At 69.2% G+C, this 13,891-nt stretch carries 14 protein-coding genes; 9 read left to right on the top strand and 5 right to left on the bottom strand.

The genetic code is table 11. The features are described 5' to 3' along the window. The first annotated feature begins 15 nt into the window (after positions 1-15). Genes ACIA49_RS14295 through cobS form a run of 8 tightly spaced genes read left to right on the top strand, consistent with a single transcriptional unit; the run spans position 16 to position 6,736 of the window. Positions 16-1,029 carry an aldo/keto reductase family protein gene (locus tag ACIA49_RS14295; RefSeq protein WP_396377581.1) on the top strand — a complete coding sequence of 338 codons (1,014 nt, stop codon included), beginning with the start codon at positions 16-18 and terminating at the stop codon, positions 1,027-1,029. Continuing rightward, the gene (locus ACIA49_RS14290) at positions 1,026-1,235 is read left to right on the top strand and encodes a hypothetical protein (protein WP_396377580.1); all 210 of its coding nucleotides are present in this window, start codon (positions 1,026-1,028) and stop codon (positions 1,233-1,235) included. The genes ACIA49_RS14295 and ACIA49_RS14290 overlap by 4 nt, the downstream gene beginning before the upstream one ends. 26 nt (positions 1,236-1,261) lie before the next feature. Continuing rightward, positions 1,262-1,945 (top strand): SCO2322 family protein, encoded by a 684-nt coding sequence (locus tag ACIA49_RS14285; protein WP_396377579.1) that lies wholly within the window; start codon positions 1,262-1,264, stop codon positions 1,943-1,945. Continuing rightward, the gene (locus ACIA49_RS14280; RefSeq protein ID WP_396377578.1) at positions 1,945-3,033 is read left to right on the top strand and encodes a CbiQ family ECF transporter T component; all 1,089 of its coding nucleotides are present in this window, start codon (positions 1,945-1,947) and stop codon (positions 3,031-3,033) included. The genes ACIA49_RS14285 and ACIA49_RS14280 overlap by 1 nt, the downstream gene beginning before the upstream one ends. Next, a complete protein-coding gene (locus ACIA49_RS14275; RefSeq protein ID WP_396377577.1) occupies positions 3,030-4,640 on the top strand; it encodes an ABC transporter ATP-binding protein in 1,611 nt (536 codons plus the stop codon). Before ACIA49_RS14280 ends, ACIA49_RS14275 begins: the two co-directional genes overlap by 4 nt. Further along, the gene (locus tag ACIA49_RS14270; protein ID WP_396377576.1) at positions 4,637-5,446 is read left to right on the top strand and encodes an ECF transporter S component; all 810 of its coding nucleotides are present in this window, start codon (positions 4,637-4,639) and stop codon (positions 5,444-5,446) included. The genes ACIA49_RS14275 and ACIA49_RS14270 overlap by 4 nt, the downstream gene beginning before the upstream one ends. Further along, positions 5,439-5,966, top strand: coding sequence for a bifunctional adenosylcobinamide kinase/adenosylcobinamide-phosphate guanylyltransferase (locus ACIA49_RS14265; protein WP_396377575.1), 528 nt, complete (start codon positions 5,439-5,441; stop codon positions 5,964-5,966). The genes ACIA49_RS14270 and ACIA49_RS14265 overlap by 8 nt, the downstream gene beginning before the upstream one ends. After that, the gene (cobS, locus tag ACIA49_RS14260; RefSeq protein WP_396377574.1) at positions 5,963-6,736 is read left to right on the top strand and encodes an adenosylcobinamide-GDP ribazoletransferase; all 774 of its coding nucleotides are present in this window, start codon (positions 5,963-5,965) and stop codon (positions 6,734-6,736) included. Before ACIA49_RS14265 ends, cobS begins: the two co-directional genes overlap by 4 nt. Positions 6,737-7,196: 460 nt before the next feature. On the opposite strand, the gene ACIA49_RS14255 is transcribed toward cobS, so the two are convergent. Both ACIA49_RS14255 and ACIA49_RS14250 read right to left on the bottom strand, forming a co-directional pair. After that, positions 7,197-7,838, bottom strand: a complete 642-nt coding sequence (locus tag ACIA49_RS14255) for a response regulator (RefSeq protein ID WP_396377573.1) — start codon at positions 7,836-7,838, stop codon at positions 7,197-7,199. After that, the gene (locus tag ACIA49_RS14250; RefSeq protein WP_396377572.1) at positions 7,835-9,844 is read right to left on the bottom strand and encodes a sensor histidine kinase; all 2,010 of its coding nucleotides are present in this window, start codon (positions 9,842-9,844) and stop codon (positions 7,835-7,837) included. The genes ACIA49_RS14255 and ACIA49_RS14250 overlap by 4 nt, the downstream gene beginning before the upstream one ends. 142 nt (positions 9,845-9,986) lie before the next feature. Between ACIA49_RS14250 and ACIA49_RS14245 the strand changes: the two genes are divergently transcribed. Continuing rightward, positions 9,987-10,529, top strand: a complete 543-nt coding sequence (locus ACIA49_RS14245) for a hypothetical protein (RefSeq protein ID WP_396377571.1) — start codon at positions 9,987-9,989, stop codon at positions 10,527-10,529. Between the two features lie 80 nt (positions 10,530-10,609). Here the strand turns inward: ACIA49_RS14245 and ACIA49_RS14240 are convergent, their stop codons facing one another. The 3 genes from ACIA49_RS14240 to ACIA49_RS14230 form a co-directional block, all read right to left on the bottom strand. Beyond that, positions 10,610-11,668: an ABC transporter ATP-binding protein gene (locus tag ACIA49_RS14240; RefSeq protein WP_396377570.1), complete on the bottom strand. Its 1,059-nt coding sequence runs from the start codon at positions 11,666-11,668 to the stop codon at positions 10,610-10,612. A gap of 31 nt (positions 11,669-11,699) precedes the next feature. Next, the gene (locus ACIA49_RS14235) at positions 11,700-12,737 is read right to left on the bottom strand and encodes an ABC transporter ATP-binding protein (protein WP_396377845.1); all 1,038 of its coding nucleotides are present in this window, start codon (positions 12,735-12,737) and stop codon (positions 11,700-11,702) included. A 122-nt stretch (positions 12,738-12,859) separates the two neighbouring features. Continuing rightward, positions 12,860-13,852, bottom strand: coding sequence for an ABC transporter permease (locus ACIA49_RS14230; RefSeq protein ID WP_396377569.1), 993 nt, complete (start codon positions 13,850-13,852; stop codon positions 12,860-12,862). Between the last annotated feature and the right edge of the window lie 39 nt (positions 13,853-13,891).

The following is a 13,891-nucleotide window of genomic DNA, read 5'->3' as shown; positions in this document are numbered from 1 at the left end:
GGTAGGGTCGGGGTCATGGACTTCCGCTATCTCGGCAACAGTGGTTTGAAGGTCAGCGAGATCTCGTACGGGAACTGGCTGACCCACGGTTCCCAGGTGGAGAACGATCAGGCCAAGGCGTGTGTGCGGGCGGCGCTGGACGCCGGCATCACCACGTTCGACACGGCCGACGTCTACGCCAACACCAAGGCCGAGGTGGTCCTCGGCGAGGCGCTGGCGGGTGAGCGGCGCGAGTCGGTGGAGATCTTCACCAAGGTCTACTGGCCGACCGGACCGGGCGGCCCGAACGACGTCGGCCTGTCCCGCAAGCACATCCACGAGTCGATCAACGGGTCGCTGAAGCGGCTGCAGACCGACTACGTCGACCTCTACCAGGCGCACCGGTTCGACACCGAAACGCCGCTCGAGGAGACCATGAAGGCCTTGGCCGACGTGGTCCGGCAGGGCAAGGCGCTCTACATCGGGGTCTCCGAGTGGACGGCCGAGCAGCTGCAGGAGGGCCACCGGCTGGCCCGCGAGCTGCGCATCCCGTTCGTCTCGAACCAGCCGCAGTACAGCATGCTCTGGCGCACCATCGAGGCCGAGGTCGTCCCGGCTTCGGAGGAGCTCGGCATCGGCCAGATCGTGTTCTCGCCGATCGCCCAGGGCGTGCTCACCGGCAAGTACCTGCCGGGACAGCCGCTGCCGGAGGGTTCGCGGGCGACCGACGAGAACGGCGGCGCCAACATGATCAAGCGGTTCCTGAACGACGACGTCCTGACCCGCGTGCAGGAGCTCAAGCCCGTCGCCGACGAGGCCGGCCTGTCGCTCGGCCAGCTGGCCATCGCCTGGGTGCTGCAGAACCCGAACGTCTCGTCCGCGATCGTCGGCGCCTCCCGGCCCGAGCAGGTCGTCGAGAACGTGAAGGCCTCCGGGGTGAAGCTCGACGACTCGCTGCTCAAACAGATCGACGAGATCCTCGGCGGGATCGTCGAGCGCGACCCGGCCAAGACCGCGCAGAACTCCCCGCAGACCCGGCCGGGCTCATGAGCTGGGTGTGGCGGTTCGAGACCCCGACCGGTGCCGTCGTCGACCCGAGCGAGGTCGGCGGCACCGAGTTCTCGGCCCAGGGCGACGCGGAGAGCTGGCTGGGCGAGATCTGGCGCGACCTCGTCGACAAGGGCGTCGGGCAGGTCTTCCTGCTCGAGGACGGACGTGAGGTGTACGGCCCCATGAGCCTGGAGGCGCAGGAGTAGCAGACGTCAGGCGTTACGCTGCCTGCGTGATTAAGCGACTGCTTCTCAGCCTGGTGGCGGGCCTCCTGCTTGCAGGGACCGCCACCACTCTGGCGCACGCCGAGGACGGCTTCCGGTTCTGGGGTTACTACCAGTGGACGGCCTCGTCCTCGCAGTGGGCGTTTGCCCAGAAGGGGCCGGACGGCGTCGTACCGGCGGACGGGTCCGTCGAGGGCTGGCGGTACGCGGTCGGCGGCGCCAAGCCGCGGGTGCCGCGGGCTGCCGGTGATTTCGCGGCGATCTGCAAGGACGCCCCGGCCGAGACCGGCAAGAAGCGCGTCGCGGTGGTGGTCGACCCCGGTACGACGGAGGACGCGACGGCCGGCCAGCAGCCGGGCACTCCGACCGGCACCTGCGTGGTGACGGACGTGAAGTCGAACGGTGCCCAGGTGCTGTCCGCCGTCGGACCGACGCGGCTCGAGAAGGGCCTCACCTGTGGGATCTCCGGCTACCCCGCCTCGGGCTGTGGCGAGGCAGTGAAGAGCATCACGGTCCCAGCTAGTGATTCCCCGGTGCAGCTGGAGATCAAGGCTCCGGTCGGCTTCTCGGCCGTGAAGCCGTCAGCTGCCCAGGACGAGGGCACCACGTGGTGGCCGTACGTCGTGGTCGTGGTGATCCTTGGCGGCCTGCTCGCGGGTGGCGTGCTGCTCGCGCGCCGCCGGCGTACGTAGTGCGTGCTGTTGACCGCCTGACGCTGCCCCGGGCACTGCATCCCGGGGCGTGGTGGCTTTGGGCCCTCGGGATGGCGGTCGCCGCCAGCCGGACCCGGAATCCCGTGCTGCTCGTGCTGATCCTGGTCGTGACCGGATTCGTGGTGGCCGCCCGCCGTACCGATGCTCCGTGGGCGCACAGCTTCACCGCGTTCCTCAAGCTCGGCCTGGTGGTGATCGGGATCCGGATCGTCCTGCAGGCCGTGCTGTCGACGCGCTCGCAGGGCAACACCGTGCTGTTCACGCTGCCGCAGATCCCCTTGCCCGACTGGGCTGCCGGGGTCAAGCTCGGTGGGCAGATCACCTTGGAGGCCGTCCTCACCGCCCTGTACGACGGGGGCCAGCTCGCGGTGATGTTGTGCTGTATCGGCGCCGCCAACGCGCTGGCCAGCCCGAAGCGGCTGCTGAAGTCGTTGCCCGGGGCCCTCTACGAGATGGGCGTGGCCTGCGTGGTCGCTCTGACGTTCGCACCGCAACTGGTGACCGACGCGCGCCGGATCCGTTCGGCCCGACGGCTGCGCGGACGGACCCGCGGGTCGTTCCGGACCACGGCCATGCCGGTGCTGGAAGGCGCGCTGGACCGCTCGGTCGAGCTGGCCGCAGCGATGGACTCGCGCGGCTACGGACGCACTGCCCAGGTGCCACGGCGACAGCGCCAGATCACCGGGCTGTGCGTGCTCCTGGGCTTGCTGGGCATCCTGCTCGGCGTCTACGCGTTGCTGACCGACTCACTCGCGTTTCCGTTCGCTCTGACCGCTCTGGCGATCGGACTGCTGCTGGCGGTCGGTGCGCTCGGCGTCGGACGGCAGCGGGTCACCCGCACGCGGTACCGACCTGACCCGTGGGCTCTGCCCGAGTGGCTGGTGACTGCGGCCGGCGCCTTGGCTGGAGCTGTGATGATCGTCGCTGCGGTGCACGGGGTGCGTGGACTGCTGCTGGACGGACCACTCGTCGTACCGCCGGTCCCCGTGCTGCCGGTGGTCGGGGTACTGATCGGGCTGGCTCCAGCCCTGGCCGCACCGCCAGTCCGACAGGGGGCGGCCGCGTGATCGAGTTTGATCGAGTCTCCATCACGTACGACGGCGCCTCCGCGCCCGCCGTACGGGATGTGAGCTTCACCGTGCCGGAAGGCGAGCTGGCACTGGTGATCGGGCGGACGGGATCCGGCAAGTCGACGTTGCTGCGGGCGATCAACGGTCTGGTCCCGCACTTCACCGGTGGAACGCTGGCTGGGCGGGTGCTGGTGAACGGGCGGGACACGCGGGAGTACCGGCCGCGCGACCTGACCGATGTGGTCGGGTTCGTCGGGCAGGACCCGATGACCGGGTTCGTCACCGACACCGTCGAGGACGAGCTGGCCTACAGCATGGAGTCGCTCGGTACGGCGCCGGACGTGATGCGCCGCCGAGTGGAGGAGACGCTGGATCTGCTGGGACTGGCCGACGTGCGGGATCGTGCGCTGACGTCACTGTCTGGTGGCCAACGGCAACGAACCGCCATCGGTGCCGCGCTCACCTCGCATCCCGCTGTACTCGTGCTGGACGAGCCCACGTCGGCGCTGGACCCGCAGGCGGCCGAGGAGGTGCTGGCCGCGCTGCAGCGGCTCGTGCACGACCTGGGCGTAACTGTGGTGATGGCGGAGCACCGGCTGGAGCGCGTGATCCAGTACGCCGACCGCGTGATCGAAGTACCGGGTGGGATCGGACTGGTCTCAACCGGACTGCCGGCCGACCAGATGGTGACCGCACCGGTCGCACCGCCGGTAGTGGAGCTGGGACGGCTGGCTGGTTGGTCTCCGCTGCCCCTGTCGGTGCGGGACGCTCGGCGAGCCGCTGGTGCGTTGCGGACTCAGCTGGCTGATGCCCGACCGCTGCGGCGGACTGCGGCGGTGGGGCCCGAACTGGCGCGGTGCAGCGATCTGGTCGTCAGCTACGGGACTGTGACTGCCCTGCGCGGGGTGTCGGTCAGCATCCGGGCCGGTGAGATCGTCGCGCTGATGGGCCGGAACGGCGCTGGGAAGTCCACGCTGCTCAATGCACTCGTTGGCATCGTCCCGCCGCGTTCTGGCACGGTGACTGCCGTTGGGACGGACCCACGGCGTACCCGACCGGCCAAGCTGGTCAAGGCGGTCGGACTCGTGCCGCAGGAGCCGGCTGATCTGTTGTATGCGGCAACGGTCGCGGATGAGTGCGCCAGTGCGGATGCGGACTTCCGGGTGGCCGCTGGGACCTGTCGGGCGGTGCTGGAGCGACTGGCGCCAGAGGTGGACGACCAGTTGCACCCACGCGACCTGTCTGAGGGACAACGGCTCTGTCTGGCACTGGCCGTCGTACTGTGCGGTGCTCCGCCGCTGCTGTTGCTCGACGAGCCCACGCGGGGGTTGGACTACGGCGCCAAGCGGCGGCTGGTCAAGATCCTGCGTGAGCTGGCTGCGGCCGGGCATGCGGTCGTCCTGTCGACTCATGACGTCGAGATGGTTGCTGAGGTCGCCACTCGAGTCATGGTGCTCGCGGACGGGGAGTTGGTGAGTGAGGGCGAGACTGCGACCGTGGTGGCGGACTCCCCCGCCTTTGCACCCCAGGTGGCGAAGATCCTGGCGCCGCTGCCGTTCCTGACCGTTGGCGAGGTCGCCACCGCTCTGGAGCGCGCATCGTGAATCTGATCCGGCTCCGGCCGCGCAGTACCGGCACGCTGTTGCTGGCATCACTGGTTGGGGTGGTGGCGTTCGCTTGGCCGCTGTTCTACCGGACCGACCAGGCAGGCGCTTCGGCAATCGGTCACACGACCGATGCGCCGTGGCTGTTCGTGTTGCTGCTGCCGCTGCTCGTGGCCGTCGTACTGGCTGAGCTGTCCGAGTCCGGCATCGACGCAAAGGTGGTGTCCCTGCTCGGGATGCTGGCGGCGGTCGGAGCCGCTCTGCGTGCACTGGGTCCGGGGACTGCTGGACTGGAGCCTGGGTTCTTTCTGCTGGTGCTGGCCGGGCGGGCGTTCGGGGCTGGCTTTGGTTTCGTGCTGGGGTCGGTGTCGCTGCTGGGCGGTGCACTGATCAGTGGTGGGGTCGGACCGTGGATGCCGTTCCAGATGTTCGCCTGTGCGTGGGTGGGCTGCTTCGCCGGCCTGCTACCGCGGGTGGGCGGTCGACTCGAGTTGCTGCTGCTGGCGGCGTACTCGCTCGTTGCTGGGGTCTTGTACGGCGTGGTGATGAACCTGTGGTTCTGGCCGTACGCGACCTTCGGCAGCGACTTCTCGTTCATCCCGGGTGACGGGCTGGTCGAGAACCTGCACCGGTACTTGCTGTTCGTGGTGGCGACCTCACTCGGCTGGGACATCCCGCGCGGCCTGCTGTGCGCCGTACTGGTGCTGGTGCTCGGTCGGCCGGTGCTGAACGCGTTCCGCCGGACCTCCCGCAAGGCAGCCTTCGACACGCCGGTGCTCTTCGAACCAAGGAGTCCGCATGCCTGACCGCACCCTCATCCTCGGCGGCGCCCGCTCCGGCAAGTCCCTCGCCGCCGAGCGCCTGCTGGCCGACGTACCGGACGTCCTGTACGTCGCCACCGGCGGAGACGACTCCGGTAGTGACGAGTGGGCCGACCGCGTCGCCAAGCACCAGGCCCGCCGGCCGGCCACCTGGGGCCTGATCGAAACCATCGACCTCGTCCCGCTCCTCGCGGCTCCCGGTCCCCCGTTGCTGATCGACTGCCTGACTCTCTGGCTCTCCCGAACCATGGACGCGCTGGACATCTGGTCCGACCTGGGGCACGCCTCCTTGGTCGAGGAGCGCATCACCAGCCTGGCCGCCGCCTGGTCCGCGACGACCCGCCACGTGGTTGCCGTCAGCAACGACATCGGCGCCGGCGTGGTCCCCGCCGATCCCGGCACCCGACTCTTCCGCGACCTGATGGGCCGCCTCAACACGACCATCTCCCTGGCCTCCGACCAGGCCCTCTACACAATCGCCGGCCGAACCCTCCCGCTCACATGATCGATGCGATCCGACTCGCCTTCGGTTTGCTGAGCATCCTGCCCGCCGGGATGCCATCCCACGTCGACCGCGTCATAGGCCGCCGCGCCATGCTGTTGGCGCCCCTGGTCGGCGCCGTACTCGGCGGGGTCGCGGCGGGCGTGGTCGCCCTCGTGCAACTGGCACGCCCCGACGCTGACCTGCTCGCCGCAGTCCTCGGCGTACTGGCGGTGGCAGCACTGTCCGGCGGACTGCACCTCGACGGCCTGGCCGACTTCGCCGACGCCCTCGGCAGCCGCCGCGACCGCGAAACCATGCTCCGCATCATGAAGCAGAGCGACATCGGCCCCTTCGGCGTCCTCAGCATCGTCGCCGTCCTCCTCGTCGACGTAGCCGCCCTCACCGCCTGCCTCCAGGCCAACTTCGGCTGGCAAGCCATCCTCATCGCCACCACCGCCAGCCGCCTCACCCTCCCCTGGACCTGCCGCACCACCGTCCCCTCAGCCCGCCCCGACGGCCTAGGCGCCATCGTCGCCGCCACAGTCCGCCCCCTCACCGCGGCCCTCGCCACCGTCGCCGTACTGGCCGCCGCCGCAGCCCTCGCCTACCTAACCCGCTCAACCCCCTCCGCCATCGCCACCGCAGCCACCCTCCTCCTCACCGTCGCAGCCGCCCTGGCCACCACCCGTCGAGCCCGCACCACCCTCGGCGGCACCACCGGCGACGTCCTAGGCGCCGCCATCGAACTAACCCTCCCCCTAGCCCTAACCACCCTCGCCCTCACACTTTGAGCACCCCTCAACCATCCCCCGGGCGCGCAACTGGTTGAACCGTGCTCAAGGTGGTTACCCACAGATCGGCGAAAGGCGGTAGCGGCGAGCGGGTCGAGCGGCCAATCGTGGTGGGATGGATCCCCTCGACCTGTGGTACGGCGGCCGCGGCGTCCGAACCGGCCTGATGGCTGACCGAATCGACCGGCGTGGGCAGGCCGAGGCCGATGGCGCAACCTGGTCAACCTCACCCTGCAGACCAGCTCGATCGGGGTCATTGCCCTCGGCATCGTTCTGGACCTGCTGCTGGGCGAGATCGACCTGTCCGTCGGCTCGGTCAGCGGCCTGGCCGGCGCCGTACTGGGGGTGACTTTCGTCAACCAGGGCTGGCCGTTGGTCATCTCGCTGATCGTCAGTCGGCGTACTGCTCATCGCCGTCACCATCGACTCGCTCAGCACGGCGGGGGCCCACCGGTTCCAATCAGGTCCCTAGACCTGCCCGCCGGGCCAGCAGCGCGGCCTCGGTCCGGTTGGTCACACCGAGCTTCGCGAAGATCGCGGACAGGTTGTTGTGCACTGTCTTCGAAGTCAGAGCCAGCCGGTTCGCCATTGCTGTGGTGGAGAGCCCAGTGGCCAGCAACTCCAGGATCTGTCGCTCCCGCGGTGTCAGTGCGGCCAGCGGATCCGGCGGCGCCGGCACCCGTCCGGACGCCGCATCCAGCACCTGACGCGCGATCCCCGAACCGAGCACCGAGTCCCCCGCCGCGACCGTCTCGATCGCCCGGACGATCTGCTGCTGCGACGACCCCTTCAGCACATAGCCCGCGGCCCCGGCCCGCATCGCCGCCCGGACCGTCTCGTCGTCGTCCAGCATGGTCAGCATCAGTACGCCGACCTCCGGCGCGACCCGGGCGAGTTCCTGGGTCGCCGCGACGCCGTCGCCACCCGGCATGTGGATGTCCATGACCAGTACGTCGGGGCGCAGCGTCACCGCGGCCCGCACCGCCTCCGGCCCACTCGCCGCGGCACCGACCACGGTGATCCCGGTCACCGAGTCGAGCAGCACCTGCAGCCCGTCCCGGATGACCGGATGATCGTCGGCCAGGACGACGCGAATCGTCATCGCTCGCCTCCCAACGGCAGACACAGGTGCACCCGTCCCCCGGCCGGGGTCGGTTCGGCGACCATCGTGCCACCCAACTCGGCAACCCGCTCCCGCATCGAGGTCAGCCCGACCCCGGGAACCCAGCGGCCGTTCACCGCACGGCCGTCATCGGCGACCGTCAGCTCCAACGCCGCATCCAGTACGGCGATCCGCACCTCGACCCGGCCGGCCAGCGAATGCCGGACCACGTTGGTCAGCGCCTCCGTCACGATCCGGTACGCCGTCACCTCGACGGCCGCCGGGAGATCCGCCGGAACCACATCGGCCGCGACGCTGACCCGCAACGCCGATCCGTCCATCCGCCGATCGAGCAGCGCGGCATGCCGTCGTACCGCCTCGACCAGACCGACGTCGTCGAGGGCTGAGGGCTGCAGCTGGTTGATCAGCCGGCGGACGTCGGTCATCGCCCCGTCGACCGCGGACCGGATATCGGTGCCGAGGGCAACCAGCCGGTCCGCCTCCGCGAGATTGACGACGGCGTCGGCGCGGAAGCCGATGCCGGTCAGGGCCGGGCCGAGCCCGTCGTGCAGATCGCGCCGCAGCCGACGGCGTTCCTCCTCACGCGCCGCGACGATCTCCCGCCGCGACCGCTGCACCGCGTCCGACAACGCCTGCGCACGCAGGGCGACGCCGATCGGCGCGGCCATCAGTTCGAGGACGACGCGATCGGCCGCGGCCAGCCGAATCTCGCCGGACCGGATCCCGACCTGCAGCTCGCCCGCCCGCTCCCCCGCATGGAGCAACGGAATCGTCTCCAGCATCGCCGGCCGCATTCCGTGCTCGCCTCGAATCACCCCGGCCTCATCGGCCAGAGCGGCGTACGGGAGGCGTAGCGCGTGGCAGACCGCAGGCAGTACGTCGGCCGGTTCCGAGGCACCGGCGAGTTGCGCCGCGACGGATGAGGCGGCGCGGACAGGGTCGGCGCGATCGCCGTACAGGAGGTTGTCGACGAAGCCCTGCAGCCGGACGCGGACCGGGTTGAACAACGCCGCCACCACGAGCGTGGCGAGCACGGCGGCGCTCACGCTGATCCGCGGTCGCAGCAGCCGATCGACCAACTCCACCAGGCCCAGGTACGTCGCCACGACGGCCGCGGTCAGTACGGCGTACGTGACCGTCCGCGCCCAGACCAGGCGGATGTCGAGCAACTGATAGCGCAGGACGGCGATCATCATCGACACCGGGATCAGCGCGATGACGGTGAGCAGGATGATCGGGAAGCCGGTCGACTCGACCGGCCCGAGCAGCCGCATCGACCCGGCCACCGCGACGCTGATGGTTGCCGCCAGCAACAGCCAGAGCAGCTGGCGGCGCAGCTTCTCGGTGCCGCAGCGATACCGGACGACGATCCCGGCGACGCCCGCGACCAAGGTGATCATGAGCGCGATGTCCGACGCGAGCTGGAGGGTGGGGTTGTTGAAGAACGGGATCGCCAGCCAGGACACCGCCCGGCCATGGGTGTCGAGACCCCGAACCGGCACGAGCGGGTTCGGAGCCGCGCTGAACATCAGCACCTGCAGCACGCTGTTGAGCGCTGCCAGGACCACCGCGGCGCGCCAGGCGCGGCCGGGCAGCCGGCCGTCAGGGAAGAACATCAGGGCCAGCGGGATGAACAGGCTGACCGACCACGGCCAGGCCAGCGAGTAGACCGTCGAGAGCAGCCGGGTCGGCCCGTCATCATGTACCAGTGCGGAGACCAGCCACGGTGTGACCGCCGGTGTCGCGGTCTGTGCAACACCGGCGCCGAGCAAGAGCCACCCGACCAGGTTCCGTGGCCGATGCCAGGCGATCAGCCCACCGGAGACCGCACATCCCACCGCGATCATCGCGTTCGGGATCAGGAAGCTGTCCCGGGCGACCGCGTAGCTCATCCCGGTCCCGATCGCGCCGGCCGCCGCGATCGCGGCCTGGATGAGCGCAAGCAGCATCAGCCCGAGCGCCCAGGTCCTGCTGCTGATCCTCACACTCCACATAGTGCGACCTCAGGTATCCCGCTGTCTGTGGGTGAATCACCCGGCTCTCCCGGGTAATCGCGCTCTGCCGGTCCGGGGCGGTCCGAATCCAGTCTGGAGCAATCACAACCGTTCCCCAGGGGGATTGATTGCCATGAGCACCACCGCTACCGCCACCTCGTCCACACTCCGCCCGTACGGCGTCTGCACCGTCGTCGGTGGTGTCGGCATCATCGCGGCCGGAGTCGCCGCCATCGTCGATGTCGGGATCGCCGACGGACCCTGGTTCGGGTTCGCCGGGGTGATGGCCCTGTTCGTCGCCGTCGGCGTGATCGGGCTCCGCCGCGTGACCGCCGACCTCCGGGTCGCCCACGTCGCTCTCACCTGCGTCCCGGTCACGATGACCCTGTTCGCACTCGCGCACTTCTGGGCGATCGCCGACCAGGACGCCGCGATCCCGTTCTTCAGTGCGTTCATGATGCTGTCCGCCCTCGGCCTGATCGTGGCCGGCATCGCCATCCTGCGGTCGCGCCGCTGGACCTCGCCGCTGCGTTGGTTGCCCTTGGCCACCGGCCTCTGCCCGCTGACGATCCCGGCCGGGCTCGCACTGGGCGACGTACCGCACTTCCTGGCGATCGCGCTCTGGGGCGCCTGCTGGACAGCCCTCGGGGCTGCCCTTACCTCCGACCGGCACTAGCGTTCTCGGGGATCGCCGCCCCGGACAGCCGAGAGCCGCCCTGACCGGGGTGGTCGGGGCGGCTCTTGGAACGCTTGCCGTCAGGCGATGTCGGCGACGAGGTCGACCTTCGGCTCGGCGAAGTGGCAGGCCGCGGCGTGGCCGGGGGCGGACTGCGGCTTGCCCTCGAGCATCGGCTCCTGGGTGGCGCAGATGTCCTCGGCCTTCCAGCACCGGGTCCGGAAGCGGCAACCGCTCGGCGGGTCGATCGGCGACGGGACATCGCCGACCAGCCGGATCCGCTCCTTGGCCGGAACGCCGCGGATCGTGCCGAGGTCGGGAGCCGCGGACAGCAGCGCCTGGGTGTACGGGTGCTGCGGGGCGCCGTAGATCTGCTCCCGCGGTCCCTGCTCGACGATCTTGCCCAGGTACATCACCGCGACGTGGTCACAGAAGTGCCGGACCACACCGAGGTCGTGCGCGATGAACACGAACGCGATGCCGAGGTCACGCCGCAGGTCCTCCAGCAGGTTCATCACCTGGGCCTGGATGGACACGTCGAGCGCGGAGACCGGCTCGTCGGCGATGATCACCTCGGGCTCGACCGCCAGTGCGCGGGCGATCCCGATCCGCTGGCGCTGACCACCGGAGAACTCGTTCGGGTAGCGGTTGTGGTGCTCGGGGTTCAGACCGACCCGCTCCAGCAGCTCCTGGACCCGGGCCAGCTCCTGGCCACGCTTCACCAGGTTGTGCACGCGCAACGGCGTACTGATGATGTTGCTGACCGTCTGGCGCGGGTTCAGCGAGCTGTACGGGTCCTGGAAGACGATCTGCAGCTGGCGGCGGAACGGGCGCAGTTCCCGCTCCTTCAGCTGCGCGATGTTGGTGCCCTTGAAGTTGATCTCGCCCGACGTCGGCGTGAGCAGCCGGGTGATCATCCGGCCGGTGGTGGACTTGCCACATCCGGACTCGCCGACCAGGCCGAGGCTCTCGCCGGCCTTCAGGTCGAAGCTCACGCCGTCGACGGCCTGAACCACCTTCTTCGTCCGGCCCAGACCGGCAGCTTCCTTGATCGGGAAGTGCATCTTCAGGTCGCGGACCCGCAGCAGCGTCTCGCCCGCAGCGGCCGGCTGGTCGATCGGACGTACTGTGTCGCTCATCTCTCTCCTCAGTCCCGTGTCACGTCTGCTGTCAGCCGAGTCTCGGCAGGACTTCGGCCTCGTAGATCGAGGCCTTGTCGTGCAGATGACAACGGGACGTGTGGGCACCGGCGCCGTCGACCGGCAGCAGCTCGGGCAGATCGGTGGTGCAGCGCTCACCCTTGACGCGGTCCTTGTACGGGCAGCGCGGGTTGAACGAGCACCCGGTCGGCAGGTTCAGCAGGCTCGGCGGCAGACCCTTGATCGGGCGCAGCCGCTCGCTGGCCGCCGACACCGTCGGGATCGACTCCAGCAGACCCCAGGTGTAGGGCATCCGCGGGTTGGCCAGGACGTCCTCGGCCGTGCCGTACTCGACGCAGCGACCGGCGTACATCACCAGTACGTCGTCGGCCATCTCGGCCACCACACCCAGGTCGTGGGTGATCAGCACGATCGCCGAGCCGAACTCCTTCTGCAGGTTGTTCAGCAGGTCCAGGATCTGTGCCTGGACGGTGACGTCGAGGGCTGTCGTCGGCTCGTCGGCGATGATCAGCTTCGGGTCGTTGACCAGACCCATCGCGATCATCGCGCGCTGCCGCATACCGCCGGAGAACTCGTGCGGGTACTGCTTGAACCGCCGGATCGGGTTCGGGATACCGACCAGGTCCAGCATCTCCAGGGCGCGCTTCTTGGCGACGTCCTTGGAGACCTTGTGGTGCACGCGGTAGGCCTCGGAGATCTGGTTGCCGACCGTGTAGAGCGGGTGCAGCGAGGACTGCGGGTCCTGGAAGACCATCGCGACCGCGTCGCCGCGGACCTTCATCAGGTCGTTCTCGGACAGGCCGACCAGCTCGTCACCGCCGAGCCGGATCGAGCCGGTGATCTGGGTCCGCTTGCGGTCGTGCAGACCCATCACGGCCATGCTGGAGACCGACTTGCCGGAGCCGGACTCGCCGACGATCGACAGCGTGCGGCCCAGCGGCACCGAGTAGCTCAGTCCGTTCACGGCGCTGACCACACCATCGGCGGTCGGGAACTTCACCGTCAGGTCCTCGACCACCAGGTACGGCGTCTCGCCGCTGGGGTTCATCAGCCCGGAGCGCTTCTCCCGGGTGGCGACCGACGGGCCACGCTTGGCGTCGGCGGCCGCTACCGGCTGCCCACCTGCACTCTCGGCCATGCTGTCCTTCCGGTCTTCGGGGGCGGGAGTGGTCACGAAAGCCTCACCCGCGGGTCGATCAGGCTGTAGCCCACATCCACGAGGAAGTTCATCGCCACCAGGATCACGGAGGCGACCAGCACTGTCCCCATGATGACGGGCAGGTCGTAGCTCTCCAGGCTCTGCAGGACCAGGTTGCCCAGGCCGGGCAGGTCGAAGATCCGCTCGGTGAAGATCGCACCGGCCAGGCTGCCGGCGACGTCCAGACCGAAGATCGTGATGACCGGGATCATGCCCGAGCGCAGCGCGTGCTTGTAGGTCACCCGGCGGTCGGACAGGCCCTTGGCCCGCGCCGTACGGATGTAGTCCTCACTCAACGTCTCGACCATCGAGCCACGGGAGTACCGGGCATAGGCCGTGCAGTTGTAGATCCCCAGCACCAGCCAGGGGGTGATCAGGCCTGCCGCCCACTTCCCCGCATTGTCCGAGATCGGCGTATAGCCACCCCGTGGAAGGATCGGGTAGAGGATCGTCAGGTACAGCGAGATCATCAGCGCCACGATGTAGTAGGGCACCGAGCTGAGGATCAGGGTGCTGCTCATCAGCGCCCGGTCGCCCAGCGTCCCGCGTCTCTTCGCAGCCATCGAGCCCACGAAGACACCAATGGTCAGCACGAGTACGGCGTACCCCGCGACCAGGGAGACCGTGACCGGCAGCCGCTGCTTGAGCATGTCGGTGACCGGCCGGTCGTTCTTGAACGAGTACCCCAAGCAGGGTGCGTGGCACTCCTGAATGACGCCAGACGTCTCGAAGGTCCGCCCGGCGAAGATGCCCGCGGTGTACTCGGCGAACTGCTGGACCTTGGGTTTGTCCAGGTGCAGGTTCTGCTTGATCTCGTCGTAGCGCTGCTGTGTGCAGTTGCGCTCACCACAGATCGCGGCGGCCGGGTCGGTCGGCGCGATGAAGAACAACGCGAAGGTCGCGATCAGCGTGACCAACACGACACTGAGCGCGCTGACCAGGCGGCGCGCCACGAAGTAGAGCACGAGGTGTCTCCTCACCGAGGGGGGTGGTGGCCGGCCCGG

Origin of the sequence: Kribbella sp. NPDC051587 (genome assembly GCF_044453945.1) — a bacterium.
Lineage (GTDB): Bacteria > Actinomycetota > Actinomycetes > Propionibacteriales > Kribbellaceae > Kribbella.
This window is presented reverse-complemented; position numbering and strand designations above follow the sequence as displayed.